This window comes from Porphyrobacter sp. HT-58-2, from assembly GCF_002952215.1.
GTDB lineage: Bacteria > Pseudomonadota > Alphaproteobacteria > Sphingomonadales > Sphingomonadaceae > Erythrobacter.
In genome coordinates, this window is the sequence record NZ_CP022600.1 from 1,430,047 (window position 1) to 1,453,454 (window position 23,408).

At 65.0% G+C, this 23,408-nt stretch carries 22 protein-coding genes and 2 pseudogenes; 15 read left to right on the plus strand and 9 right to left on the minus strand.

The window, feature by feature from the left end:
- Positions 1 to 42: 42 nt before the first annotated feature.
- From CHX26_RS06750 to CHX26_RS06770, 5 genes and pseudogenes are all read right to left on the minus strand, one after another.
- A complete protein-coding gene (locus CHX26_RS06750) occupies positions 43 to 1,323 on the minus strand; it encodes a pilus assembly protein CpaE (RefSeq protein ID WP_104941712.1) in 1,281 nt (426 codons plus the stop codon).
- A 3-nt stretch (positions 1,324 to 1,326) separates the two neighbouring features.
- On the minus strand, positions 1,327 to 2,007 hold the full coding sequence (locus tag CHX26_RS06755; RefSeq protein WP_104943317.1) for a CpaD family pilus assembly protein: 681 nt from the start codon (positions 2,005 to 2,007) through the stop codon (positions 1,327 to 1,329).
- A 19-nt stretch (positions 2,008 to 2,026) separates the two neighbouring features.
- Positions 2,027 to 3,665, minus strand: a pseudogene (locus CHX26_RS06760) (type II and III secretion system protein family protein).
- Between the two features lie 85 nt (positions 3,666 to 3,750).
- Positions 3,751 to 4,821: a Flp pilus assembly protein CpaB gene (cpaB, locus tag CHX26_RS06765; RefSeq protein WP_104941713.1), complete on the minus strand. Its 1,071-nt coding sequence runs from the start codon at positions 4,819 to 4,821 to the stop codon at positions 3,751 to 3,753.
- An 88-nt stretch (positions 4,822 to 4,909) separates the two neighbouring features.
- Positions 4,910 to 5,395 carry an A24 family peptidase gene (locus tag CHX26_RS06770; RefSeq protein WP_442956923.1) on the minus strand — a complete coding sequence of 162 codons (486 nt, stop codon included), beginning with the start codon at positions 5,393 to 5,395 and terminating at the stop codon, positions 4,910 to 4,912.
- A 211-nt stretch (positions 5,396 to 5,606) separates the two neighbouring features.
- Between CHX26_RS06770 and CHX26_RS06775 the strand changes: the two genes are divergently transcribed.
- The 3 genes from CHX26_RS06775 (at position 5,607) to CHX26_RS06785 (ending at position 7,829) form a co-directional block, all read left to right on the plus strand.
- A complete protein-coding gene (locus CHX26_RS06775) occupies positions 5,607 to 6,476 on the plus strand; it encodes an alpha/beta hydrolase (protein ID WP_335682323.1) in 870 nt (289 codons plus the stop codon).
- Positions 6,473 to 7,588, plus strand: a complete 1,116-nt coding sequence (locus CHX26_RS06780; protein WP_104941716.1) for an NAD(P)/FAD-dependent oxidoreductase — start codon at positions 6,473 to 6,475, stop codon at positions 7,586 to 7,588. The genes CHX26_RS06775 and CHX26_RS06780 overlap by 4 nt, the downstream gene beginning before the upstream one ends.
- 64 nt (positions 7,589 to 7,652) lie before the next feature.
- A complete protein-coding gene (locus tag CHX26_RS06785) occupies positions 7,653 to 7,829 on the plus strand; it encodes a YegP family protein (RefSeq protein WP_086607903.1) in 177 nt (58 codons plus the stop codon).
- A 136-nt stretch (positions 7,830 to 7,965) separates the two neighbouring features.
- Here CHX26_RS06785 and rnhA read toward each other — a convergent pair whose 3' ends face one another.
- The 3 genes from rnhA to ispH are packed head-to-tail and all read right to left on the minus strand — an operon-like array spanning position 7,966 to position 10,431.
- The gene (gene rnhA, locus CHX26_RS06790; RefSeq protein WP_104943318.1) at positions 7,966 to 8,424 is read right to left on the minus strand and encodes a ribonuclease HI; all 459 of its coding nucleotides are present in this window, start codon (positions 8,422 to 8,424) and stop codon (positions 7,966 to 7,968) included.
- Between the two features lie 25 nt (positions 8,425 to 8,449).
- Positions 8,450 to 9,421 carry a homoserine kinase gene (gene thrB, locus CHX26_RS06795; RefSeq protein WP_104941717.1) on the minus strand — a complete coding sequence of 324 codons (972 nt, stop codon included), beginning with the start codon at positions 9,419 to 9,421 and terminating at the stop codon, positions 8,450 to 8,452.
- Positions 9,422 to 9,444: 23 nt separating this feature from the next.
- Positions 9,445 to 10,431 carry a 4-hydroxy-3-methylbut-2-enyl diphosphate reductase gene (ispH, locus tag CHX26_RS06800; protein WP_104941718.1) on the minus strand — a complete coding sequence of 329 codons (987 nt, stop codon included), beginning with the start codon at positions 10,429 to 10,431 and terminating at the stop codon, positions 9,445 to 9,447.
- 73 nt (positions 10,432 to 10,504) lie between these two features.
- Here ispH and CHX26_RS06805 point away from each other — a divergent pair, with 73 nt between their 5' ends.
- From CHX26_RS06805 to tatC, 9 genes are all read left to right on the plus strand, one after another.
- Positions 10,505 to 11,155 (plus strand): hypothetical protein, encoded by a 651-nt coding sequence (locus CHX26_RS06805; protein WP_104941719.1) that lies wholly within the window; start codon positions 10,505 to 10,507, stop codon positions 11,153 to 11,155.
- 215 nt (positions 11,156 to 11,370) lie between these two features.
- The gene (argS, locus tag CHX26_RS06810) at positions 11,371 to 13,113 is read left to right on the plus strand and encodes an arginine--tRNA ligase (RefSeq protein WP_104941720.1); all 1,743 of its coding nucleotides are present in this window, start codon (positions 11,371 to 11,373) and stop codon (positions 13,111 to 13,113) included.
- Positions 13,114 to 13,144: 31 nt separating this feature from the next.
- On the plus strand, positions 13,145 to 13,849 hold the full coding sequence (locus CHX26_RS06815; protein WP_104941721.1) for an SPOR domain-containing protein: 705 nt from the start codon (positions 13,145 to 13,147) through the stop codon (positions 13,847 to 13,849).
- A 92-nt stretch (positions 13,850 to 13,941) separates the two neighbouring features.
- Positions 13,942 to 14,964, plus strand: coding sequence for a beta-N-acetylhexosaminidase (gene nagZ, locus CHX26_RS06820; RefSeq protein WP_104941722.1), 1,023 nt, complete (start codon positions 13,942 to 13,944; stop codon positions 14,962 to 14,964).
- A complete protein-coding gene (locus tag CHX26_RS06825) occupies positions 14,961 to 15,761 on the plus strand; it encodes a segregation and condensation protein A (protein ID WP_104941723.1) in 801 nt (266 codons plus the stop codon). Before nagZ ends, CHX26_RS06825 begins: the two co-directional genes overlap by 4 nt.
- On the plus strand, positions 15,758 to 16,375 hold the full coding sequence (scpB, locus tag CHX26_RS06830) for an SMC-Scp complex subunit ScpB (RefSeq protein WP_104941724.1): 618 nt from the start codon (positions 15,758 to 15,760) through the stop codon (positions 16,373 to 16,375). Before CHX26_RS06825 ends, scpB begins: the two co-directional genes overlap by 4 nt.
- 81 nt (positions 16,376 to 16,456) lie before the next feature.
- Complete coding sequence (tatA, locus tag CHX26_RS06835) at positions 16,457 to 16,699, plus strand: twin-arginine translocase TatA/TatE family subunit (RefSeq protein ID WP_104941725.1); 243 nt, start codon at positions 16,457 to 16,459, stop codon at positions 16,697 to 16,699.
- A 36-nt stretch (positions 16,700 to 16,735) separates the two neighbouring features.
- Complete coding sequence (gene tatB, locus CHX26_RS06840) at positions 16,736 to 17,125, plus strand: Sec-independent protein translocase protein TatB (RefSeq protein WP_104941726.1); 390 nt, start codon at positions 16,736 to 16,738, stop codon at positions 17,123 to 17,125.
- Entirely contained in the window at positions 17,112 to 17,921 is an 810-nt protein-coding gene (tatC, locus tag CHX26_RS06845; protein WP_104941727.1) for a twin-arginine translocase subunit TatC, read from the plus strand. The genes tatB and tatC overlap by 14 nt, the downstream gene beginning before the upstream one ends.
- A gap of 1 nt (position 17,922) precedes the next feature.
- Here tatC and CHX26_RS06850 read toward each other — a convergent pair.
- A pseudogene (locus CHX26_RS06850) lies at positions 17,923 to 19,574 on the minus strand (amidohydrolase).
- A 157-nt stretch (positions 19,575 to 19,731) separates the two neighbouring features.
- On the opposite strand from CHX26_RS06850, the gene CHX26_RS06855 reads away from it, so the two are divergent.
- The 3 genes from CHX26_RS06855 to CHX26_RS16065 all read left to right on the plus strand — a co-directional run bounded on the left by CHX26_RS06855 (position 19,732) and on the right by CHX26_RS16065 (position 23,371).
- Positions 19,732 to 20,994, plus strand: coding sequence for a threonine ammonia-lyase (locus tag CHX26_RS06855; RefSeq protein ID WP_172449736.1), 1,263 nt, complete (start codon positions 19,732 to 19,734; stop codon positions 20,992 to 20,994).
- 207 nt (positions 20,995 to 21,201) lie between these two features.
- Positions 21,202 to 22,047, plus strand: a complete 846-nt coding sequence (locus tag CHX26_RS06860) for an arginyltransferase (protein ID WP_104941728.1) — start codon at positions 21,202 to 21,204, stop codon at positions 22,045 to 22,047.
- Positions 22,016 to 23,371 (plus strand): hypothetical protein, encoded by a 1,356-nt coding sequence (locus CHX26_RS16065; protein ID WP_233997313.1) that lies wholly within the window; start codon positions 22,016 to 22,018, stop codon positions 23,369 to 23,371. Before CHX26_RS06860 ends, CHX26_RS16065 begins: the two co-directional genes overlap by 32 nt.
- Positions 23,372 to 23,408 lie beyond the last annotated feature (37 nt).

Here is a 23,408-nt window from a genome sequence, read left to right on the forward strand (position 1 = left end):
GGACGCCGCGCTGCTGCGCGTTGCCCGTCGCTTCGCCGCGCCTTACTCGGCCGTTTCCGGCTCGCTCTTGGCCTTCTTGGCCAGCAGCGATTTGAGGTCGAACCCACCGAGCAGCGACTTCTTCTCGCCGCCGATCTCCGACAGATCATCGCTGCTAACCCCCATCACGCGCTCGGCGATCTGGCGGATTGCAGCCGTTGCCTTGCTCGAACGGTTGGCATCGACGAACACCTGACCCAGCTTGGCCGCATTCGAGGCTGCCTTGATGTCATAGGGGATCACGAAATCGACCTTGCGTTCGATCGAGGCCTCGAAGTCCGCCTTGCTGATCTCGGCCAGGGCCGGCTGGACCTTGTTCGCCACGATCATGGGATGCGCATGGCTGGCATTGGCCTTGAGCCAGGACAGGATGCGGATCGTATCGCGCGCCGAGGCGAGCGTCAGTTCGCAGGTCAGCATCACCAGGTTCACGTCTGCCAGCACCTGCGGGAAGTTGATCAGCATGTTGCGCGGCAGATCGATCACCGTCATCTCGAAGGCCTGACGGAACTCGTCCTCCAGTTGCACGAAGGCCGAACCATCGGTCATCAGCGGCTGGTTGATCGGGGCTTCGGCCGACAGGATCGACAGGTTGTCCCCGGCACGCACCATCGCACGTTCGATGAACAGCGGGTCGATCCGGCTCGGGTTCTCGATCGCGTCGGTCAGCCCGCGGCCCGGCTCCAGATCGAGGGCCAGCGCGCCGGTGCCGAAATGCACATCGAGATCGAGCAGCGCGGTCGGCGACTTGTGTGCCTCGCTGAACAGCCAGGCGAGCGAGGTCGCCAGAGTCGAGGCGCCCACCCCGCCGCGCGTGCCGACCACCGCGGTCGAGATGTGGCGCTTGGCCGCATCGGCATCACCCGCCTTGGGGCTCATGAACACCGCCAGCGCCTGATTCAGGGCATCATGCACCTGCTGCGGCGACAAGGGCTTGAGCAGGTAGTCATGGATCCCGCTCGAAAGCAGGTCGCGGTAGAGGCGCACGTCATTGACCTGGCCGATGGCAATCACGACCGTTCCGGGCTCGCACACTTCGGCGAGCGCGTTGATGTCGTTGAGCGGATCGCCGCTTTCCGACAGGTCGACGATCAGGATCGCCGGCGAGGCGCTGACCGACAGGGATTGCACCGCGTTGCGCAGGCCGCCCTTGTTGCACTTTTCCGGCTGCCAGCCGAGCTCGATCACCACCGGACGCAGCACATCAAGCGCGTTGTCGTCGCAGATATAGGCCGCAAAGGGGTCGCGATTTCCGGGCAGGCCCGATTTCCAGGGAGCATTCATGGCTTAGTTACCTCCTCCGCCGCCGCCACCGCCGCCGCCTGCACCGGCGCTGCCGGCATCCATCAGGCCGGCCTTGCCGGTGGGTTCCATCTCACGATATGACGAAATCGCCTTGTTCGAGGTGGCGATCACGGTTTCGCTGGCGCCCTTCTTGCCCTCGAGCAGATCCTGCGGATCGGCGACCATCGCGGCAAGGTTGCCGTTGATTGCACAACCAAACCCCGGGCTTGTGGCATTGCCGTAGTTCATGTCCGATTTGGCCGACCAGTCCGGGCAGCCCGGAACGCTGGCAGTGGCGCGGGTGATCACCACGCGCGCCTGGCCCGGCTGGAGAGCGCCCGCTGTCACCGGTGCGGTATCGCTCAGCATCAGGCCATAACGCGCTGCCAGATCGCGGATCGCGTTGGCGACGGCCGGGTTCTGGCTCGGATTTTCGATTGCGAGACGATCGCCGTAACGAAGGTCCATCGCTTCGAACCAACCGTTCAGGCGCTGCTGTTCCGAAATCGGCAGCCCGGCACTGTTGGTGTTGACGTCGAGCACCATGTTGGTGCGCTCCACCACCGGCTGCTTGGTGCTGTACAGCGATGTGTTGGTGGGCATCCCGCCGCAGCCAGCAAGGCCGAGGCCGAGCGCCATCGCCAGAGCGAGCTTAGGCAGCGTGGTGTGTCGTGCATTGGGCATCGTGATCACCTTTCTCACGTTAGAGGCTGAAGCCCGGGGCCGCAGCCTTGGCCTCGCGTTCCTGCTTGCGGTTCTTCTTGTCCGCACGGCGCGGCTTTTCGGGGCTGGTCGGCACGATCGCGGCCGGATCGGCCTCGCTCACTTGCGGGGCAGGTGCGTCCGGCTGCGCAGCGGTCGGGCCGGGGCGCTGTTCGCCCGAGACGCCCGCGTTGTTCTGATAGCCGAGCAGCTGCTGGAACTCGTTGGCCGAACGATAGCCGTCAGTCGGCAGCTTGATGTCCTTGGCGTCGACCGGCTTGACCAGATAGGGGGTCACGACGATCACCAGCTCGGTCTCGCCGCGACGGAATTCGCGGCTGCGGAACAGGTTGCCAAGGATCGGCACGTCACCCAGACCCGGTGCCTTGTCGATCGCCTGCTGCGAGCCTGCGCTCATCAGACCGGCGATCATGAAGCTCTGGCCCGAGCCCAGCTCGACCGTGGTTTCGGTGCGGCGGGTGGTGATCGCGGGAACCTGGAAGCCGTTGAGCGTGATCGCCCCCTGGGTCGAAAGCTCCGAGACTTCCGGGCGGACGCGCATCGAGATGCGGCCGTTGGACAGGACGGTAGGCGTATAGGCCAGGCTCACGCCGAACTGGCGGAACTGCACCGTCACCTGGCCGAGGCCCTGCGCGATCGGGATCGGGAATTCACCCCCTGCAAGGAAGGTCGCGGTTTCGCCCGAAAGCGCGGTAAGGTTCGGCTCGGTGATGGTGGTCACCAGGCCAAGACGTTCCGACAGGTCGAGCGCGCCCAGCGTGTTGATCCCGAACAGACGGCCAAGGCCCGACAGCGTGGTGCCGCCGTTGCTGTTGACCCCTGCGCCGGGGATTTCGATGGTCAGCGGCGTGCCGTCGGGGTTGAACAGCGGCAGGCCGGTCGGGCCGGTCGCCTGAACCACCCGGATCGGGTTCTGGATGCCATTGCCGACCGCCAGCGGGCCGGACACGCCGACTTCACCGGTAACGATCGAGCGGCCATTGCCGACCCCGAAGCGGAAGCCGCTGGTGGCGTCGAAGGTCTGCAGGTTGCCGCCGATTTCGCGCAGCAGGCTGCGGTTGACTTCGGCGATCTTGACCTGAAGGTTGACCTGCAGCGGGGTGGCGGTGCGCAGACGGCTGATGACATTGGCTTCTTCACCAAGGAAGGCCTGCACCAGACGTTCTGCCTCGGCGGCATCTTCCGGCGCGCCCACGGTGCCGGTCAGCAGCACGGTGTTGGCCCCCATCGTCGCCACGTTCACCTCGCTTGGCATCGGGCATCGCCATGGCGAGCATCTGATCGATGCTGCCGATGTTCGAGCCGACCCGGATGTTGGCCGAGAAGATCACATCGCCGCGTTCGTTGCTGGCATAGACGGTGGTCTCGCCGCCCGCCTTGCCGAACACGTAGAGCTGGCGCTGGGACTTCACCTGGACGTCGGCGATTTCGTCATTGGCGACGAAAACGTCGGTCATCGTGCCAGGCACGGTCACCAGCTGGCCCTTGCCGATCGACAGGACGATTTCCTGCGACGGGCTGACGACGGCCTGCGCGGTGGCGGTTGCCGCCGGCATGGCTGCCATCGGGACTGCGGCGAGCGCAGCAACCAGCAGCTTGATCTTGAATTTGCGTGTCATGGGTTGGCCCCCTTCGGATGTTCCGCTGACCGCCCGAAGCTCAGGCGCATGAAGCGTGGTCTTGATCGACATGGTCGCGTGTCCCTCAGTTGGCCCCGGTGCGGCGTGCGGCGCTTGCCGGGCCAGCAATGATCGCGGTGCTATTGGCCTTTGCGCTGACCGGTGCTTCCTCGGTTTCCTTGCCGCGGGTCACCCGCACGCTCGGGCCGGTGTAGACCGGGGTGGCCTTGGCCGAGGGAGCGCCGCCGCCGCCATATTGCTGGGTCGGAGGCGGAGCCTTGGTCGGCACGGTGGTGCGCTGGAAGCGCGACACATCGCCGCCGGTGACGAAGGTCGTACCCTTGTCGAGCGGGCGCGACATCGCAGCCTTGAGCAGCTTTTCTTCCTGCTCGGGCGTGGCGCCGGCCGGGATCTGCAAATCACCCGAGGCAACCGCGCGCTCCAGTTCCGACTGGTTGTCGGCCAGCGAGCGCAGCGCCAGGCTGAGCGTGCCGATGGTCTGCGCGACGGCCACCTTCTCGGCAATCTTGGGCGTCACTTCGAGCGTGACGGTGCGGAATTCGGTGACGACCGTCTTGCCGTTTTCGTCGGTGGTCTTTTCGACCGTCTGGTCGGTCGCCAGCACACGCAGGTTGCGCATCACGGTTTCGGCGGTCTTGAGCGACTGGCCTTCACCTTCGGCATCGACTTCCTGCGTCAGCACGAGATCCACGCGGTCGCCCGGGAACACGAAGCCTGCCACCCCGGTCATCGCCGACACCGGCACCGTCACGGCGCGCATGCCCGGCCCGAGAGCCGCTGCGAGGAAACCACGGTCGCCCGGCGCGACAAGCGAGCCTTGCGTGACCGGCTCACCGGCAGTGATCGGATAACGAACGACAGTGCCGAGCAGCTTCTCCATGTCGGCTTCGCCTTCGATGAAGTAGGCATCCTGCACCAGCTCCTGCGGCCAGGGCTGGAAGCCCAGCGCATCGGCGGTGATGATCGTGCCTGCGGTCAGGGCGCGCTTGGCGACCAGCACCCGCGGGCCGGTCGGCACGGCGGCGGCTTCAGCAGCGGGGGCAGAGCCTCCGGCGAACATGCTGCGCGCGGCAAAGGCAGTCCCGATCGCAATGATCAGCGCACCGAGCAGCAGAACCAGTTTCTTCCTATCCATGGCTCAATTAGCCCCCTCGTAAAAGCCCGTGGTTGGTTAGCGGGCAGGTATGGTTGCGATGCGTAAGTCCTGACTGGTTAAAATCGGGTTATGCCGCCTGAGCCGCGATCGCGGCTTCGGGGAAATAGTGGACGGCGAGCACCCAAAGGCCGCCGAAAGCGATGGCCACTCCATAGGGGATGGCGAGCCGGTCCTTCTGGCGGCGCATCACGTGCCACACGCCCATCACGAGCGTCAGCACGCCGCCGGCGATCGCCATGATCAGCAGCAGTTGCATGAACTGGTCAGGGCGCACCCACAGCGCGAGCGCGGTCAGCAGCTTCACATCACCGCCGCCCATCACCTTTAGTGCAAACAGGACAGCAAGGATGGCAAAGGCGCCCAGCGCCACGCCCACCTGCATGGCCGCATCCGGCCACAGCGCAAGCCCGCTCGACCACCAGAACAGCGGTGCGCCCAGCGCGATGGCCGCGTTCAGCCAATTGTCGATCCGGCGGTGCCTGATGTCGGTGACCGACGCAAAGACCAGCGCGATTGCCAAGGCGCTCAGCAGACCGTAGGAAATGAAGCTCATCGACATTGTGCCCCTTGAAGTTGCCGTGCGCGGTGCACGGGCTGTCCTTCTTTGAGACACTGCTACAGGTTATGACTTACCAAATAGTAACCACGATCGGAGGCCAGCCATTCACGCTCTGACGATCAGCGCCGCGATTGATCGCCGGGCGATCCCGCCTCATGCCAGCGAGACGATCTGGCACGCTGCCGATGGTCACGCCATCCGCCGCATCGACTGGCCCGGAGCCGAACACAGCGATGCCTCTCCCGCGCGCGGTTCGATCCTGTTCCTCCCCGGGCGCGGCGACTTCTACGAAAAATATCTCGAAACACTGGAACAATGGCACCGCGCCGGGTGGCGGGTAACCGCTTCGGATTGGCGTGGGCAGGCCGGGTCAGGGCGGCTCGGCCGGGATGCGGTCACCGGCCACATCGAGGATTTCGGCATCTGGATCGATGATCTTGCGTTCTTGTGGGACCGCTGGACGCGCGAAACCCCCGGCCCGCATATGATTGCGGCCCATTCGATGGGCGGGCATCTGGTGCTGCGCGCTTTGAGTGAGCGACGCATCGTGCCTCAGGCCGCGGTTCTGAGCGCGCCGATGACGGGGATGAACGGCCCGCCTCTGCCGCTGGCCATGCTCCATGCCGTCGCCAAGCTGATGTGCGCGGTGGGCGATCCCATGCGCCAGGCGTGGAAATGGAGCGAGAAGCCGGGTGAACTGCCATCGGGTCGCGCCACGCTGCTCACCCACGACCCGGAGCGCTATGCCGATGAGGTCTGGTGGCGCGAACACCGTCCGCAGCTGGTGATGGGCCCGGCGAGCTGGCGCTGGGTCGAACGCGCCTATGCCTCATGGGGCAAGCTGGAGCAGCGCGCGGTGCTGGAAGGGGTCGCAACGCCAGTGCTGATCCTTTCGACTGCATCCGACAAACTGGTAAGCCACGCCGCCAACCTGCGGGCCGCAAGGCGCTTGCCCAAAGGCGAGATGGTCGCCTTCGGGGCTGAGGCCCATCACGAGATCCTGCGCGAAGTTGATGCGGTGCGCGATGCGGCGATGGCCGCGATTGCCGAATTTCTGGGCCGGGTGGCGCCATGATCCACGACATCGCGATCATCGGGGCCGGGATGGCCGGAGCCAGCCTTGCAGCAGAACTCGCCCCCCATGCGCGCGTCCTGTTGCTGGAGGCTGAGGATACGCCCGGTTATCACGCGACCGGGCGTTCGGCCGCCTTCTGGGAGGAATGCTACGGCGGCCCCGGCATTGTCCCGCTGACCCGCGCTTCAGGCGGCTATCTTGCTGACCATGGCTTCCTGACTCCGCGCGGCGCGCTTTACATCGGGCGGGGCGAGGATGCGGCGGCGATGGCTGCCTTCCGTGACAGCTATCACGGCACCGGTGTGAGGATTAACCGGCTGGAAGCCGAGGCACTCGCGCAGATCGTGCCGCATATCCGCCCCGAATGGAGCGAGGCGCTGCATCAGCCCGCTTGTGCGGATATCGATGTCGCCGGGCTCCATCAGCATTATCTCGGCCTTGCGCGCCGGGGCGGGGTGGAAGTGGTATGCCGCGCACGGATTGCTGGGCTTGCGCAGGCGGGCGGCGCGTGGACGCTGACGAGCGAGCAGGGCGAGACCTGGCGCGCGGCCACCATCGTCAACGCCGCCGGCGCCTGGGCCGATGTGGTGGCACAGCTGGCCGGGGTGCGCCCGATCGGTATTGCGCCCTTGCGCCGCACGGTGGCCGTGCTGCGCGTCGCCCCGCAGGCCCCCGCTGATCTGCCGCTGGTGATCGACGTGGGAGGGAGCTTCTATTTCAAGCCGGATAGCGGCCGCTTGTGGCTGTCTCCGCATGACGAGAATCCGTCCGAGCCCTGTGATGCCGCGCCCGAAGAACTGGATGTCGCCATCGCGATCGACCGGTTCCAGTCCGCGACTGACTGGCGGATCGAAGCGGTGGAGCGGCGCTGGGCTGGCCTGAGGAGCTTCGCGCCCGATCGCCTGCCGGTGTATGGCTTTGACCCTGACGTGCCGGGATTCTTCTGGTTTGCAGGGCAGGGCGGCTTCGGCATCCAGACGGCGCCTGCGGCTGCGCGGCTCGCGATGCAGCAACTGACCGCGCAGGGGCCTGATGCGATAACTGCGAGCATCGCCGGGGTGGCCTATGCACCTTCGCGTTTTCGCGTCCCGGCCAAGGTGTTAACGGCCTAGCCAAGCCAGTTTCGATCTGGCAGGTTCGCCTCGTCAATCAACCATTGAGGGAAGGGGAAAGCCGATGGCTCACAAGTTTGAAATCTACAAGGACAACGCCGGCGAGTTCCGCGTGCGCTTCAAGTACAATTCGGAAGTGATGTTCTCGACCCAGGGCTATTCGAGCAAGGCCAGTGCGCAGAACGCGATCGATTCGATCAAGAAGAATGGCCCCGGCGCAGAAGTCGAAGACAATAGCTGATTTTCACGCTCGTCATTGCGAGCAGGGCCGAAGCGACGCTGGCCGTGGCCAACCAAGCCATGGCCTGATGTTGGCGCGGGCGGCGCGGGTCAGCCATGGATTGCCGCGTCGCCTGAGGCTCCTCGCAATGACGAGGCTAATGCGCGAAGCCGGACTTCGGATCGGCCTGCCGCAGGGCTTCTTCGCTTGCAAGGGTGTCGGCGCGCTCGTTTTCGGGGTGGCCGGAATGGCCCTTCACCCATTCCCATGAAATTTTGTGCGGCCGCGCTGCCGCGATCAGTTCGCGCCACAGGTCCTCGTTGGCGACCGGCTTCTTCTGGGCGTTGAGCCAGCCGCGCTTCTGCCAGCCGAAGATCCACTGGGTCATGCCATCGATGACATAGCGGCTGTCGGTATGGACGGTCACCGCGCAGGGCTCCTTCAAGGCAGAAAGCCCACGCAGCACGGCGGTCATTTCCATGCGGTTATTGGTGGTCTCGGGCGCACCGCCGACCAGTTCCTTCTCATGCGCGCCATTGCGCAGGATCGCGGCCCAGCCGCCGGGGCCGGGATTGCCCTTGCAGGCTCCGTCAGTGAAGATGTCGACCTGTTTCATGGGCGCGGCCATGGCGCGGCTTGCCTTATCCGGCAAGCAGGCTGGCGCCATGTTCGTGGTAAAACCGCCAGCGCGCCGTGAATTGCATCGGGTCCTTGCGGGTGACGAGGGCATCCTCGGGGGTGTCGAGCCAGTCCTCGGCGCGGGAGGCGACGAAGCGCAGACAGGCGCCTTTGGCGATGGCCGGGAACAGCGCGCGTTCGCCAGGCTCCAGCCGGCGCACGCTCTGATAGCCCTCGATCAGCGCCGCGCCGCAATCCGCGCGGTAGGCATTGGCAGCATCGAAGCACCACGCCGCATGCGTGACCGCAAGATCGAGCAGCATCGGCCCGGTGCAGGCGAAATAGAAGTCGATCAGCCCTGTCACCTTGTCCCCGCGCATCAGGACATTGTCGGGGAACAGATCGGTGTGGGTCTGTGATTGCGGCAGGGTGGAAAGATCGAGCGCGGCGGCGGCGTCCGCTTCGGCAAGCATGGCGGGCAGTCCCGCGTCGATGGTTGCCAGACGCTCGGCCCCGCAGGCGCGCAGGATCGCGGCACTGGCGGCAAAGTCCATCGCGTTGGCACGGGTGCGCGGAAAGTCCTGCGCGGCGAGATGCAGGTTCGCCAGCACTGCCCCCACACTGCGCGCCTGAGCGGGAGTCGGGCGGGTGGGGGAGACGCCGGGCAGGAACTCGATCAGCGCAGCGGCTTTGCCCTCGACCATGCGGTAAGACGCGCCGCCGCGATCGTGCATGGTGCGCGGCACCGGGCAGCCTTTGGCCGCGAGGTGATCGAGCAGATCGAGGAAATAGGGCAGATCGGCATAGTCGATCCGCCGTTCGTACAGCGTCAGGATGAAACGCGTGCCTGATCGGCCGTTTCCGGTGGTCTCCACCAGCCAATTGGAATTGGAGACGCCCTCGGCAATGCCCTTGGCCGAGACCAGCTCGCCCACATCATATTCGCCGATCAGCCGGGCAAGTTCCTCCGCGCCCAGATGGGTGTAGACCGCCATGTGCGCCCCCTCTTGCGCCGCAGCTATTCGGTCAGCTGGCGTGGCAGCTTGAAGACCATCTTTTCCTCGGCAGCAGTGATCGTCTGTTCCGAGATGGTGCGCACGCTGGCGATGGCATCCACCACCTCGCGCACCAGCACTTCAGGCGCCGAGGCTCCGGCGGTGAGGCCCAGCGTCTTGACCCCCTCCAGCCAGCCGAAGTCGATTTCCGAGGCGCGCTGGATCAGCTTGGCGGGCGTGCCGAGCCGCTCTGCCACCTCCACCAGCCGCAGCGCGTTGGACGAATTGGGCGATCCGATCACCAGCACCAGATCGCAGTCCTGCGCCAGTTCCTTGACCGCCGCCTGCCGGTTGGACGTGGCATAGCAGATGTCCTCGGCGCGCGGCCCGGAGATATTGGGATAGCGCCATTCGAGCGCCTGAATCACCTCGCGCGTGTCATCCACCGAAAGCGTGGTCTGCGTGAGATAGGCCAGTTCCTCGTCAGCATCGAAGGGCAGCTTGTCGACATCCTCGATCGTTTCCACCAAGGTCATCTGCCCCGGCTCGACCTGACCCATGGTGCCGATCACTTCCGGATGGCCTTCGTGGCCGATGAAGATGATGTGGCGGCCCTTTTCGATCTGGCGTTCGGCCTGACGGTGAACCTTGGAGACCAGCGGGCAGGTGGCATCGACATAAAGCAGCTTGCGGCGCTTGGCCTCGGCCGGAACCGCCTTTGGCACGCCGTGGGCGCTGAACACCACCGGGGCATCATCCGGCACTTCATCAAGTTCCTCGACGAAGATCGCGCCCTTGGCCTTCAACCCTTCGACGACATATTTGTTGTGGACGATCTCGTGCCGGACATAGACGGGCGAACCATAGCGTTCGAGCGCCTTCTCGACGATCTCGATGGCCCGGTCGACACCGGCGCAGAAGCCGCGCGGTGCGGCGATCAGCAGGTTGAGGGGCGGGCGCTGGGCCAGCGTGGCACCATCGGCATCGGGCGCAGGAAAGGAGGCGTTCATGTCGCTCCCTCTAGCGCAAGCCGCGCGTCCTCGCTAGGGCGCATTGGATCGTAGGAATGAGGACGGCCCCCTGATGAAGTTTCGCGTGCGCGCCCTTTTCGCTCTTTCCACCGTGGCGGTGCTGGCCGGTTGCGCCAAGGAAGGCGAGCTGGTGGTTGATCAGGGTGTGGGTATTACCAGCGTGCTGTCGCTGTGTCCGGCGGTCGGGATTCCCGACTACACCGGCGATATCACCACTTTCCGTGGTGCTGGCGATACGACGGTTGCCAGTCTCGATGTGACCGCCGCGATGACCGATCTGCGCAGCACCTGCAATGACAGCGCGGCCCAGATCTATTCCGAGGCGAGCTTCACGGTCAACGCGCGCCGCACCGACACGCGCGGCGCGCGCACGGTGGAGCTGCCCTATTTCGTGACTGTCCTGCGCGGCGGGAGCGCGGTCATTTCCAAGCGCATCGGCACCGTCTCGATCACCTTTGCTGACGGGCAGGAACGCGCCAGCGCGACCGCCAAGGCCGGTTCCTTCGTCAACCGCGCCGATGCGGCATTGCCCGATGACATCCGCGAAAAGATCACCAAGCGCCGACGCGCGGGCGATGTCGACGCGGCGCTCGATCCGCTTGCCGATCCCGAAGTGAAGGCCGCCATCGCCCGTACCCGGTTCGAAATGCTGGTCGGCTTCCAGCTGACCGAGGACCAGCTGAAGTATAACGTGACGAGGTAGTTTGCTTTTCGAACGCGCCTCCGCGCGTTCGTCCTCGGCGCGTTTCCTTCCCCCGGATCAAGTCCGGGGTACGGAGCACCTGCGGGCGGCCGGTCGGCCTTGCGGTCACCCTGTGACCGTTTTTGTCTTTATCGCTCTCCCGTCCCGGGCTTGACCCGGGACCCCGCTTCCTATCTTGCACGCGCGATATTCCGCGCCATCGCTACGAGAACGCCATGACCCAAACCCTCTATGCCGCTTACGCCGCGCTGATCGAAACCGTGCTGACCGAACTGGTCGCCGAGGGCGTGCTGCCTGCCGGCACCAGCTTTGCCAATGTCACGCTCGAACCGCCGCGCGATGCGTCGCATGGCGACCTTGCCACCAATGCCGCGATGGTGCTGGCCAAGGGGGCGGGCATGAACCCGCGCGCGTTGGCTGAGGCGATCACGGCCAAGTTGGCCGCACACCCCGGCATCACCAGCGCCGAGATCGCGGGGCCGGGCTTCATCAACCTGCGCCTCGCACCCGAGGCATGGCTCGCCGAACTGCGCGCCATCGCGCAGCTTGGCGCCGACTATGGCCGTTCGCAGATGGGCGGCGGCACGACCGTCAACGTCGAATATGTTTCGGCCAACCCGACCGGCCCGATGCACATGGGCCATTGCCGCGGGGCGGTCGTGGGCGATGCGCTGGCCGGCCTGCTCGAATTCGCGGGCCACAAGGTCATCAAGGAATACTACGTCAACGACGCAGGCGCGCAGGTCGATGTGCTCGCCCGCTCGGTGCATCTGCGTTATCTTGAGGCGCTGGGGGAAGAGATCACCATCCCGGAAGGTCTCTATCCCGGTGAATATCTGAAGCCCGTCGGACAGGCGCTCGCCGCCGAGTTCGGGGATCAATACGCCGCCGCGCCGGAAGCCGAATGGCTGATCGCGTTCCGCACCCGCGCCGTCGCGGCGATGATGGACATGATCCGCGCGGATCTGGCGACGCTCGGCATCCGGCATGATCTGTTCTCCTCCGAGGCCGAATTGCAGGCATCCGGCAAGGTCGATGCGGCCGAAGCCTGGCTGCGCGCGCATGATCTTGTCTATGACGGCGTGCTCGAAGCGCCCAAGGGCAAGGCCCCGCCCGAGGACTGGGAGCCGGTCGAGCTGCCGCTGTTCCGCTCGACCAGGTTCGGCGATGATCAGGATCGCCCGATCAAGAAGTCGAACGGCGCCTGGACTTATTTTGGCGCGGACCTCGCCTATCACTTCCAGAAAGCCCAGACCGCCGATGCGCTGGTGGACATCTGGGGCGCGGACCATGCCGGGACGGTCAAGCGGATCAAGGCCGCCGTCGCCGCGCTGACCAGTGCGGACGGGGCGGCCCCCAAGCCGTTCGAGGTCAAGCTTGTCCAGATGGTGCAGCTGATGAAGGGCGGCCAGCCGTTCAAGATGTCGAAGCGGGCGGGCAATTTCGTGACGCTGGCGGACGTGGTCGAGATGGTCGGCAAGGACGTGGTGCGCTTCACCATGCTCACCCGCAAGCCCGACGCGCAGATGGATTTCGACTTCGACAAGGTGGTCGAAGCCTCGAAGGACAATCCGGTGTTCTATGTGCAATATGCCCATGCCCGGATCCGCTCGACCTTGCGCAAGGCGGCTGATCTTGGCCTGCCCCCATCTGATGCCGACCTTGCGCGGCTGGGTGCCGAGGAGCTCGCGCTGGTCGCCCGCGCGGCGCAATTCCCGCGCGAGATCGAAGCTGCCGCCCGTGCGCGCGAACCGCACCGGATCGCCTTCTATCTCTATGATCTGGCGGCTGACCTCCATTCCTACTGGAACCTTGGTAATGACCGCCCGGAAAAGCGGTTCATCGTGGAACAGGACGCGGGGCTGACGTCGGCAAGGCTTTTCCTTGCCGCGGCAATCGGGCAAGTGATCAAGGGCGGGCTGGGCGTCCTTGGCGTCGAAGCTGTCGAAAGCATGTAACGCCCGGATTTGGGGGCATGAGGGTATTTGCATGATCGATGCCGAGTATGAGGAACTGAACGACGGCGCCGACGAGGCGTTTGGCGACCAACTCGATCTGGCCGATACGGACAGCCTGCCGTGGCTCGAATCCGATGAGGAGGACGAGGACGCGGGCGGGCTCGACATGATGCAGATCGCCGGGTTCTTCACCGCTCTGGTGGCCTTGCTGGGCGCGGTTGTTGGCGGGGTATGGTATTTCTCCAACCGGGCGGTCGAGGGCAATCTGGTGGCCGATGGCAGCGTGATTGAAGCGCCTGCGGGGCCGATCAAGGAACGCCCGGACGATCCCGGTGGCAAGGAATTTGCCGGTACGGGCAATGTTGCACCCGTGGTGGGCGAGGGCGGATCGCGCCCGGCCGTGGTGGCGGAAAAGCCCGTCCCCGCCGCGAGCGCCGCAGCCACGCCGTCCCCGGCCGCGACCAGACCGGTTCCTGCCGAGACACCTGCCCCCGCTGCGCTGGCCGGGGTCGGTGTTCAGATCGCCGCCTACGGCACCCGCGCCCGCGCTGAACAGGGGTGGAGCGACATAACCCGCCGCACGGACAAGCTTGCGGGTGTGAAATACCGGATTGTCGAAGGCAAAGTCGATATCGGCACGGTCTATCGTCTGCAGGCGGTGGCAGCTGACCGGGCTGCGGCGGAACGGCTTTGTGCCGCGCTCAAGGCCGACGGGCTCGATTGTCAGGTGAAATAGGGGCTTTTTGCTGGGGTGTCGGACTGGGTTTTCCCCGCCCTTGACCCCCTATTGCCCTTGCTAGACCCCCTCCAGGGTGCGACTCTACCCCCATGATTCCGGCGATTTTCGGTCTTTCCGGCCCGCAACTGACGGCCGATGAGCGCGCCTTTTTCCGCGAAGCCGACCCCGCGGGCTACATCCTGTTCGGTCGCAATTGCGAGAATCCGGCACAACTGCGCGCCTTGACGGATGATTTGCGCGCGATCCACGGGCGCGACCGTCTGCTGGTCTCGATCGATCAGGAAGGGGGGCGCGTGGCCCGCCTGCGTCCGCCACATTGGGCGGGCTATCCATGTGCCGAAGTCTTTGCAAAGCTTTATGAAATTGCGCCCGCGAGTGCGATCGAGGCGGCGCGGGCCAATGCCACGGCTATGGGGCTTGAGCTGTCGGCGATGGGGATCACGGTCGATTACCATCCCCCACTCGATCTGAGGGTGCCGGGTGCGCATGACGTGATCGGTGATCGCGCCTTCGGGGCTGATCCGATGCAGGTTGCCGCGCTCGGCCGCGCGGTGCTCGAAGGGCTCGCCGCAGGGGGCGTGACGGGGTGCATCAAGCATATGCCAGGCCATGGCCGCACCGACGTCGATACCCACAAGGCGCTTCCCACGGTGACCGCCTCGGCTGCGGAACTGGAAGATGATCTGGCTCCGTTTCGCACGTTGAATCAGGCGCTTGTCGGCATGACTGGGCACCTTGTCTTCACCGCCTGGGATGACGAGAACCCCGCCACGCTGTCTGAAACGGTGATCCGCGACGTGATCCGGGGGGCCATCGGCTTTGATGGCCTCTTGCTCACCGACGACATCGACATGGAGGCGCTGGGCGGTTCTATCCCGGAACGCTCCGTCCGCGCGCAGGCGGCGGGGTGCGACATCATCCTGAATTGCTGGGCGAAGATGGATGACATGGCGGGCATCTGTGAGGTGCTGACCCCCATGTCCGAGGCAACTGCCGCGCGGCTCGACCGGGCGCTCGCCGGCACGCGCATTGCCCCTGCCATTGACCCGCAAGCCCCCGAGCTGCTGACCAAGCGCGATGCGCTTCTGGCGCTTGCCGAGGCCGCCGCATGAACGCGCCCGATCAGCCCTTCATGTTCCCGCCCGATGCCGGACGACAGGACACGGATGCGCTCTATCTTGAGCTTGAAGGGTGGGAAGGGCCGCTCGATCTGCTGCTCGATCTTGCCCGTCGGCAGAAGGTTGACCTTCGTCAGATTTCGATCCTTGCCTTGGTCGATCAGTACCTCAATTACATCGAGCGGGCCGGCGCGCTGAAGCTGGAACTCGCGGCTGATTACCTCGTGATGGCAGCCTGGCTTGCCTATCTGAAATCTGCCATGCTGCTGCCCAAGGAGGAGCAGGAAGACCCCTCGCCCGAAGAACTCGCTCTTCGCCTGCAACTTCGGTTACAGCGCCTCGGCGCCATGCGCGAGGCGGCAGCGCGGCTGATGGGGCGCGACCGGATCGGGCGGGACGTGTTTCTGAGAGGCGCGCCGGAAGGCCTGCGCACCGACCGCAAGACCGTATGGCGCAGCGATTTGTTCACGCTGATTCAGGCCTATGGGCAGGTCAAGGCCCGCACCGCGCCGCGCATCTACCATGTCGCGAACCGCCCGGTGATGACGCTCGATTCGGCGCTTGAACGGGTATCGGCGATGCTCGGGGTGACGCTCGAATGGATGGAAATCAGGGATTTCCTGCCGCCCCATGCCTCTCCCGAACTGAAACGCTCGGCGCTGGCGTCGTCCTTCGTTGCGGCGCTGGAACTCGCCAAGCGCGGGCGGGCCGAACTGGAGCAGGAGGGCGCTTTTGCTCCCTTGCGCATCCGACGTCTCAAGGACGCCGCAGGACAAGGACTGGGGGCATGAGCGTGGAGGAACCCGGCACGCTCGAACGCGCCGTCGAGGCGACGCTGTTCGCCGCCGAGGAGCCGCTGAGCGTTGACGCGCTTGCCGCCCATCTGGGAGGGCTTGCGGCCACCGACGTCCGTGAAGCGCTGAGCCTGCTCGAAGCGCACTATCGCAACCGCGGTATCTATCTGGTCGAGCGCGGTGGGCGCTGGCATTTCGAAACCGCGCCTGATCTCGCCCATTTGCTGCGCCGCGAGAAGGAACAGGTACGCCGCCTGAGCCGCGCCGCGACCGAGGTTCTGGCGATCATCGCCTATCACGAACCGGTAAGCCGGGCGGAAATCGAATCGATCAGAGGTGTGCAGACAAGTGCAGGCACGCTGGATGTGCTGATGGAGGCGGGCTGGATCCGCCCCGCCGGCCGCCGCGAGGTTCCGGGGCGCCCTGTGATTTACGCGACAACAGCCACCTTCCTTGACCATTTCGGCCTCGCCAGTCGGCGCGACCTGCCCGGCATCGAGGAATTGCGCGCTGCTGGCCTGCTCGATCCGGTCGACGAGGCGATGGAAGCCGCGCTCGAAGGATCAGGGCGCTTCGAGCCCGACGAGGACGATGAGGCCGAGACTGACTAGAATCGCCGATTGGTCGTCACCACTGGCGCCTGCGTCCGATCATACCTATACTGGTTCCAACACTAGCAAGAGAGAACTCTCATGAGTATCGGTTGGCCGCAGCTTCTCGTCGTCGCACTGCTTGTGCTCGTGCTGTTCGGGCGCGGACGCATTTCCGAGATGATGGGCGATTTCGGCAAGGGCATTTCGAGCTTCAAGAAGGGCATGAACGAAGCGGACGAACCCGCCGCGAGCAAGGCGCGGATCGAACCTCCGGCCGCCACGGGCGCGCCTGCTGAAACGCCCGCGCCCACGGCGGACAAGAACGACACCACCGGCGTCTGATCCTCGCAGACAGGAGGCGGCGCGTCCGCACCCATAATGTTCGACATCGGCGCTGCGGAACTGCTGGTCATCATTATCGTCGCGGTCGTCGTGATCGGGCCGAAGGATCTGCCGATGGCGATGCGCACGGCGGGCCGCTGGATCGGCAAGATGCGCCGCATATCTGCCCATTTCCGTTCAGGCATCGACACCATGGTGCGCGAGGCCGAACTGGAAGACATGGAAAAGAAGTGGAAGGCGCAGAACGAGGAAATCATGCGCCGCTCCGCCGCTCTTACCGATGAGGCCGCTGGAGCCGATACGGGCGGAGCGGTGATGACCGGGCCTGCGCCTGCTGCCGGCCAGGAACTGTCTGCCGAGCCTTCGACTGATAATCCGGCCCCTGACACTCCGGCTCCCAAGGGCAGCGACCATGTTCAAGGTTGACGATCTTGACGAGACCCGGGCGCCGCTGCTCGATCATCTGATCGAATTGCGCACCCGCATCATCCGCTCGCTGCTGGCACTGGCGCTTGGCTTCGGCGTGTGCCTCTATTTCGCGGACGACATCCTCGGCTTTCTGGTATGGCCACTGAAACAGGCCTTCCCCGACGGCGAGGGGCAACTGATTTTCACCAAGCTGCCCGAAGTGTTCTTCGTCGAGCTGAAGGTTGCGCTGTTTGCAGGCTTCATGGTGAGCTTTCCGGTGGTCGCCAACCAATTGTGGGCGTTTGTCGCGCCGGGGCTTTATGCACGTGAGAAGAAGGCGTTCCTGCCGTTCCTGCTTGCAACCCCGGTGCTGTTTTTGAGCGGCGCGGCGCTGGCCTATTTCGTCGTGATGCCGACCGCGTTCCGGTTCTTCCTTGGCTATGGCGGGGAGGCCGGGGGCTTGCAGGTGCAGGCCTTGCCGAGCGCGGGAGAATATCTCGGGCTGGTGATGCAGTTCATCCTTGCTTTCGGGATCACCTTCCTGTTGCCGGTGTTGCTGTTGCTGCTGCACCGTGCCGGGATCATCACCCGCGCGCAGATGGCAGGCGCGCGCCGCTATGTGATTGTCGGCATATTTGCCCTTGCCGCGATCGTTACGCCGCCCGATCCCGGTTCGCAGGTGATCCTCGCCCTGCCCTTGCTGCTGCTGTTCGAGATATCGCTCGTGCTGATGCGGCTGCAGGAAAAGGCCGTGGAAGGCGACAGGGCCGCGCGCGCAGCCGAGGAAGCGGAACAAAAGGCGGCGGCGGAGTAGCTTACTCGCCGCGCACCTTTACCCCGCCGATCCACACCTGCCGCACCCTGGTCTGGCGCAGTTCTTCGGGCGAGGCGAGCAGGGGGTCGCGGTCGACCAGCAGGAAATCCGCGCGCTCGCCGGGGATAAGGCGGCCAAAGCGTCCCTCGGCAAAGCCGGCATAGGCTGCATCGGAGGTAAACCCGGCAAAGGCCTGTTCGCGGCTGACGGTTTCCTGCGGAAACCAGCCGCCAAAGGGTTCGCCCGCCGCATCGGTGCGGCTGATCGCGGCAGCCATCCCGGCCCAGGGATCGGCGGGCTCCACCGGGGCATCGGAGCCGAAGGCGAGTCTGCCGCCGACCTTGAGGACAGAGCGCCACGGATAGGCGCCCTCCAGTCGTCCCGGCCCCAGACGTGCTTCTGCCATCAGCCGGTCGGAAGTCTGGTGGAGCGGCTGCATCGAAGCGATCACCCCGTGCTGGCCCATACGTGCGATGTCGGCAGGATCAATGATCTGTGCGTGTTCGATCCGCCAGCGCCGGTCGCCCTTGTAGCTTTCGGACAGTTCCTCGACCGCGCCCAGAACCTCGGCATTGGCAGCATCGCCGATCGCGTGGACGGCGGTCTGGAAATTGTCCATCGCCGCACGGCTCATCAGGTTCCTGAGCTGCGAAGGGCTGAGCAGCGGCAGGCCGCGGGTGCCATGTTCATCGGCATAGGGCTCTTTCAGGCTCGCCCCGCGCGATCCCAGCGCGCCGTCGAGGAACAGCTTGATCCCGCCCATCCGCAGTTTGTCGTCATAGAGCCAAGCCGTGGGCTCAGGCCCGGCCATCAGTTCGAGCGTATCGACCGAATCGGCATAGGACATGATGCGCACCTGCAGGCGCCCTGCGTCGCCCGCCCGCCGGAATGTCGTCCAGTCGGCGGGCTTGGTACCCATGTCGGCCACCGCGGTGACACCCTTGGCAAGCAGCACGTCCTGCGCGGCGGCAAACGCAAGATCGCGGTCTTCCGGGCGCGGGGCGGGGACGACCTTGCCGACCAGCGCAATGGCATTGTCGATGAATACGCCGGCCGGATTGCCCTTGGCATCGCGGATGATCCGCCCGCCTGCCGGATCGGGAGTCTTGGCGGTTACACCCGCAGTGGTTATGGCGAGCGTGTTGGCCCAGTTCGCGTGATTGTCGGCACGTTCGAGCCACACCGGGCGATCCGGCACGATGGCATCGAGCTCGGCCGCGGTCGGGAAGCGGCCGAGACCCCATTTCTCCTGATTCCACCCGCGCCCGAGAATCCAGGGCGGCCAGGATTCTCCTCGGCAAAGGCCTTGATCTTCGCCAGGGCGTCTTCGAGCGAGGTGGTGTCCGACAGGTCGAGTGTAAGCGCGGCAAAGCCGATGTCCATGACGTGGACGTGGGCATCGATCATGCCGGGGATCAGCACCTGCCCCTCGCCATCAAGGCGGTAATCGACCGGCGGGCGCGCCTCGCCGCGTTCGAGAATGCTCACGACCTTGCCATCCTCGTCGAACACGAGCCCGGTGAAGCGTTTGACTTTGCCTGTCGCATCGATCGTTACCCCGTCGACATTGTCGACCAGCGTATCGGCGAGAGCCGGGGCCGAAAGCGCAAACAGGGAAGCGACGGTCAAAACAGAAGCAAGAACGGGGCGCATGATGATCCTTGAAATCGGGCAGGGCAAAAGCTCAGAAGCCGGTGCCTATCGTCTTCGTGCAAGGATGCCAACTTTCAGCCGCACATGAAATCCTTTGGCACATTCAGCCCAAGCCTGATTGCCCTTGCGGCTGCAAGCGCCTAATCGGCGCGGCACTATGTCAATCCAGAGCGCATCTCTCAGCCCCAAGGGCGCCGCCGCCACCCCGGCCGACCTCACCCTCGACGACGTGCGGGCCGCAGCGGCGCGAATTGGCGGCGCGGTGGTCAACACGCCGATGATGCACTCGATCACTTTGTCCGAGATCACCGGCGCCGACATCTGGCTGAAGTTCGAGAACCTTCAGTTCACTGCCGCCTACAAGGAGCGCGGCGCATTGAACGCGCTGCTGCTCCTGACAGAAGAACAGCGCGCGCGCGGCGTGATTGCAGCCTCGGCGGGCAACCATTCGCAGGGCTTGTCATACCACGGCACAAGGCTGGGCGTGCCGGTCACCATCGTCATGCCCAAGCCGACACCGACCGTGAAGGTCATGCAGACCGAGAGCGTCGGCGGCACGGTTGTGCTGGAAGGCGAGACTTTCGATGAGGCCTATGCGCATGCCCGCAAGCTCGAAGGCGAGCTGGGTCTGACTTTCGTCCACCCTTTCGACGATCCCCACGTGGCGGCGGGCGCCGGAACGGTTGCGCTGGAAATGCTCGAAGTAAAGCCCGATCTCGATTGCATCGTCACGCCAATCGGTGGGGGCGGCTTGATTTCGGGCATGGCGACGGTCGCCAAGGCGCTCAACCCCGATATCGAAGTGGTCGGTGTGCAAGCGGGACTCTTCCCGTCGATGTTCGACCGCATCAAAGGTGCGAACCTGCCCTGCGGTGGAGACACGCTGGCCGAAGGGATCGCGGTCAAGGTGCCGGGCGATTTCACGGCGAAGGTGATTGCCGAGCGGGTCGACGACATCCTGCTGGTCGATGAACCGGCGCTGGAGAAGGCGGTCGCCTTGCTGCTCCAGATCGAAAAGACTGTCGTCGAAGGCGCCGGCGCGGCGGGACTGGCGGCGGTGCTCGGTAATCCCAAGCGGTTCGCGGGCAAATCGGTGGGCCTCGCGCTATGCGGCGGCAATATCGACACGCGCCTGCTCGCCAATGTGCTGCTGCGCGATCTCGCCCGGCAGGGCCGCCTGGCGCGGCTGCGGATCACCTTGCAGGATCGTCCCGGCGCACTGTTCAAGGTGATGCGCCTGTTCGACGAACACAACGTCAACATCATCGAAATCTATCACCAGCGCATCTTCACGACGCTCCCGGCGAAGGGCCTGATCACCGATATCGAATGCGAGGCCCGCGATGCCGAGCAGGTGGAACGGCTTGTCGAAGGGTTGCGCGCGCAGGGCTACACGGTGCAGCTCGTCGAACTCGGCTGATTTTCCGGCACAGTGTCGCAGGGGCGCAAAGGGCTGCACGCCCCTTTGCGCCATGATGGATGCATTTTTGCGGCGGGCCGTGCGCGGGCCTGCACAAATCGCGACTTTTTCATGGTTAAGGGACTTTTACCGGAACGATGGTGCGGGCATAAGATTTTCTTAACGTTTCAGCAGCGCGATTCATGCGCGAACAGGCAGGCCCCACCCGTGACGGCACCGATCCGCTTTCCCCGGTTCTTCGTGACAAGCCCAGCGCCATGTCCCTATCTGCCGGGCCGCAGCGAACGCAAGGTGTTTACAGAGCTGAAAGGGCCGCACGCCGATCAGTTGAACGAAGCACTCGGCCGCATCGGTTTTCGTCGCAGCCAGACTGTCGCCTACCGGCCTTCATGCCTCGACTGTCAGGCGTGTGTTTCGGTGCGGGTCGTGGCTGGACAGTTTGAGCCCTCGTCGACGCAGAAGCGCGATCTGAAGCGCAATTCCGATCTGATCGTCACGGAATGCCGCCCTTGGGCGACCGATGAACAATTCGCGCTGCTCGCCCGTTATCTCGGCGCGCGACACCCCGATGGCGGGATGTCGGCAATGGACGAGATGGATTATGCCGATATGATCGAGCACACGCCGGTCAGCAGCGTCGTTACCGAGTATCGCGAACCGGGACCGAACGGCAAGCCGGGGCGACTGGTGGGCGCCTGCCTGACCGATCGGCAGGGCGATGGGCTGTCGATGATCTATTCCTTCTACGAACCTGATCATCCCGGCCGCGCTGGCCTTGGCAGCTTCATCATCCTTGATCATATCCGCCGCGCGGCAGCCGAAGGATTGCCCTACGTCTATCTGGGCTATTGGGTCGAAGGCAGTCCGCGGATGCAATACAAGGTTCGCTATCGCCCGCTTGAGCGGCTGACCCGCGAGGGCTGGCAACGCATGGACCCGCAAGAACAGCATCGCCTGATTGCCGCCGCCACCGCGCCGCGGCGCGAACAGAGCGAAACCCTGGCCGGTGCGCGGGGCAAGGATGGCCAGCCTGTCAAGTTCACGGCCAGCTAGAACTGCCCGCACGCAGAGCTTTCTCACGCTCGGTCTCGCCATAGCCGCAGGATTGGGCCAGGGGACGCTGGCACTGAGCGCATCCCCGCTCGCCGCGCAGGCGCAGGCGGGCGATGCGGATGCGCCTGAACCTAAGGACGAGGCAACGTCAGAGGGGTTTGACGAGGCTTTCGGCTCTCCGCCCGGCGCCGAGCCTGAAGCGGAAGCCGATCTTGCGCCTGTCCCTGCACCCGTACCGCGTTCGCTCGACGAATTGATCCCGGCCGATGCCGTCACGAATCCCGAAGCCTGGGCCGCCGCCGGGGTATCCGATAGATCGCCTGCGCTGCCGACCTCCGATCTGCTGCCTGATGCCGCGCTGACCGGCCTTGAACCCTTTGCCGACGGACAGCCTTTCGCGCTTTCGCTTGATGCGACCTTTGCCGATTTCGCGCTCGACCTGCCCGAGCCGCTGCCTGCCGATCCCGAGGTTGAAGCCCTCGTCAGCATTACCGCGCCGCTGGGCGGTGAACTGCCGGAACTGGCGGAAACCCGGATCAGTTCGGCCCTTGTTCTGGCCCTGCCAGCCGCGCGCGAGAGCTTTCCCGAACAGCGCGAATTCATTGCCCGCTTCCGGGATCTTTCGACCTTGCAAGAGCTTGATGACGGCGAGGAATCCGCGCCCCAGGTCACAGCCCGCGCCAGAGCCGATGCCGAACTGCTGGGCGACATGCTGCGCACCTATGGCTATTATGATGGTGAGGTCGTGCGGCAATTGTCGGGCGGCCGCCGGGCCAGCAGCAATGGTGCCAGCGAAAGTGCAAGTGGCGGCGCAGGCAATGGTGCCGACGCCGCCGATGCGGAAGCTGCCGCAGTTGAACCAAGGGTGCGCTTCGATATCCTGCCGGGCAAACGCTATGCCTTCGGACGTATCGACCTCGGCGATCTTCCCACTTTGGCAGAACCTGACGCCAGCCGGCTTGTGGCGGCTTTCGACATCAAGCCGGGCGACCCGCTTTATGCCGACCGCATCATCGAACGCGAGATCGAGCTGCGCGTGGCGTTGGGTGAGACTGGCTATCCCTTTGCCAAGGTGGCCGAGCCGGAGCTGCTGATCGACCATGATCGGCAGGAGGGCGATCTTTCGCTCAATGTCCAGCCGGGCGGCAAGTACGTTTTTGGCGACGTGGTGAGCAGTGACCCGCGTTTCCTTTCGGGCCGTCACCTGTCGCGCATCGCCCGTTTTGATCAGGGTGATGTGTTCCAGCAGAGCCTTGAGACCGATCTGCGCCGGGCGGTGATTGCCACCGGGCTGGTGTCCAGCGTCACCGTCACCCCCGCGTGAAATCCGCAGCCCGCAGGATGGCGAGCCGGGTGAGGTT

What these genes read in the sequence shown, in the direction of transcription:
- CHX26_RS06750 (WP_104941712.1), bottom strand. Translation starts at nt 1,323, where the DNA reads ATGAATGCTCCCTGGAAATCGGGCCTGCCCGGAAATCGCGACCCCTTT.
- CHX26_RS06755 (WP_104943317.1), bottom strand. Translation starts at nt 2,007, where the DNA reads ATGCCCAATGCACGACACACCACGCTGCCTAAGCTCGCTCTGGCGATG.
- cpaB (WP_104941713.1), bottom strand. Translation starts at nt 4,821, where the DNA reads ATGGATAGGAAGAAACTGGTTCTGCTGCTCGGTGCGCTGATCATTGCG.
- CHX26_RS06770 (WP_442956923.1), bottom strand. Translation starts at nt 5,395, where the DNA reads ATGAGCTTCATTTCCTACGGTCTGCTGAGCGCCTTGGCAATCGCGCTG.
- CHX26_RS06780 (WP_104941716.1), top strand. Translation starts at nt 6,473, where the DNA reads ATGATCCACGACATCGCGATCATCGGGGCCGGGATGGCCGGAGCCAGC.
- CHX26_RS06785 (WP_086607903.1), top strand. Translation starts at nt 7,653, where the DNA reads ATGGCTCACAAGTTTGAAATCTACAAGGACAACGCCGGCGAGTTCCGC.
- rnhA (WP_104943318.1), bottom strand. Translation starts at nt 8,424, where the DNA reads ATGAAACAGGTCGACATCTTCACTGACGGAGCCTGCAAGGGCAATCCC.
- thrB (WP_104941717.1), bottom strand. Translation starts at nt 9,421, where the DNA reads ATGGCGGTCTACACCCATCTGGGCGCGGAGGAACTTGCCCGGCTGATC.
- ispH (WP_104941718.1), bottom strand. Translation starts at nt 10,431, where the DNA reads ATGAACGCCTCCTTTCCTGCGCCCGATGCCGATGGTGCCACGCTGGCC.
- CHX26_RS06805 (WP_104941719.1), top strand. Translation starts at nt 10,505, where the DNA reads ATGAAGTTTCGCGTGCGCGCCCTTTTCGCTCTTTCCACCGTGGCGGTG.
- argS (WP_104941720.1), top strand. Translation starts at nt 11,371, where the DNA reads ATGACCCAAACCCTCTATGCCGCTTACGCCGCGCTGATCGAAACCGTG.
- CHX26_RS06815 (WP_104941721.1), top strand. Translation starts at nt 13,145, where the DNA reads ATGATCGATGCCGAGTATGAGGAACTGAACGACGGCGCCGACGAGGCG.
- nagZ (WP_104941722.1), top strand. Translation starts at nt 13,942, where the DNA reads ATGATTCCGGCGATTTTCGGTCTTTCCGGCCCGCAACTGACGGCCGAT.
- CHX26_RS06825 (WP_104941723.1), top strand. Translation starts at nt 14,961, where the DNA reads ATGAACGCGCCCGATCAGCCCTTCATGTTCCCGCCCGATGCCGGACGA.
- scpB (WP_104941724.1), top strand. Translation starts at nt 15,758, where the DNA reads ATGAGCGTGGAGGAACCCGGCACGCTCGAACGCGCCGTCGAGGCGACG.
- tatA (WP_104941725.1), top strand. Translation starts at nt 16,457, where the DNA reads ATGAGTATCGGTTGGCCGCAGCTTCTCGTCGTCGCACTGCTTGTGCTC.
- tatB (WP_104941726.1), top strand. Translation starts at nt 16,736, where the DNA reads ATGTTCGACATCGGCGCTGCGGAACTGCTGGTCATCATTATCGTCGCG.
- tatC (WP_104941727.1), top strand. Translation starts at nt 17,112, where the DNA reads ATGTTCAAGGTTGACGATCTTGACGAGACCCGGGCGCCGCTGCTCGAT.
- CHX26_RS06855 (WP_172449736.1), top strand. Translation starts at nt 19,732, where the DNA reads ATGTCAATCCAGAGCGCATCTCTCAGCCCCAAGGGCGCCGCCGCCACC.
- CHX26_RS16065 (WP_233997313.1), top strand. Translation starts at nt 22,016, where the DNA reads ATGGCCAGCCTGTCAAGTTCACGGCCAGCTAGAACTGCCCGCACGCAG.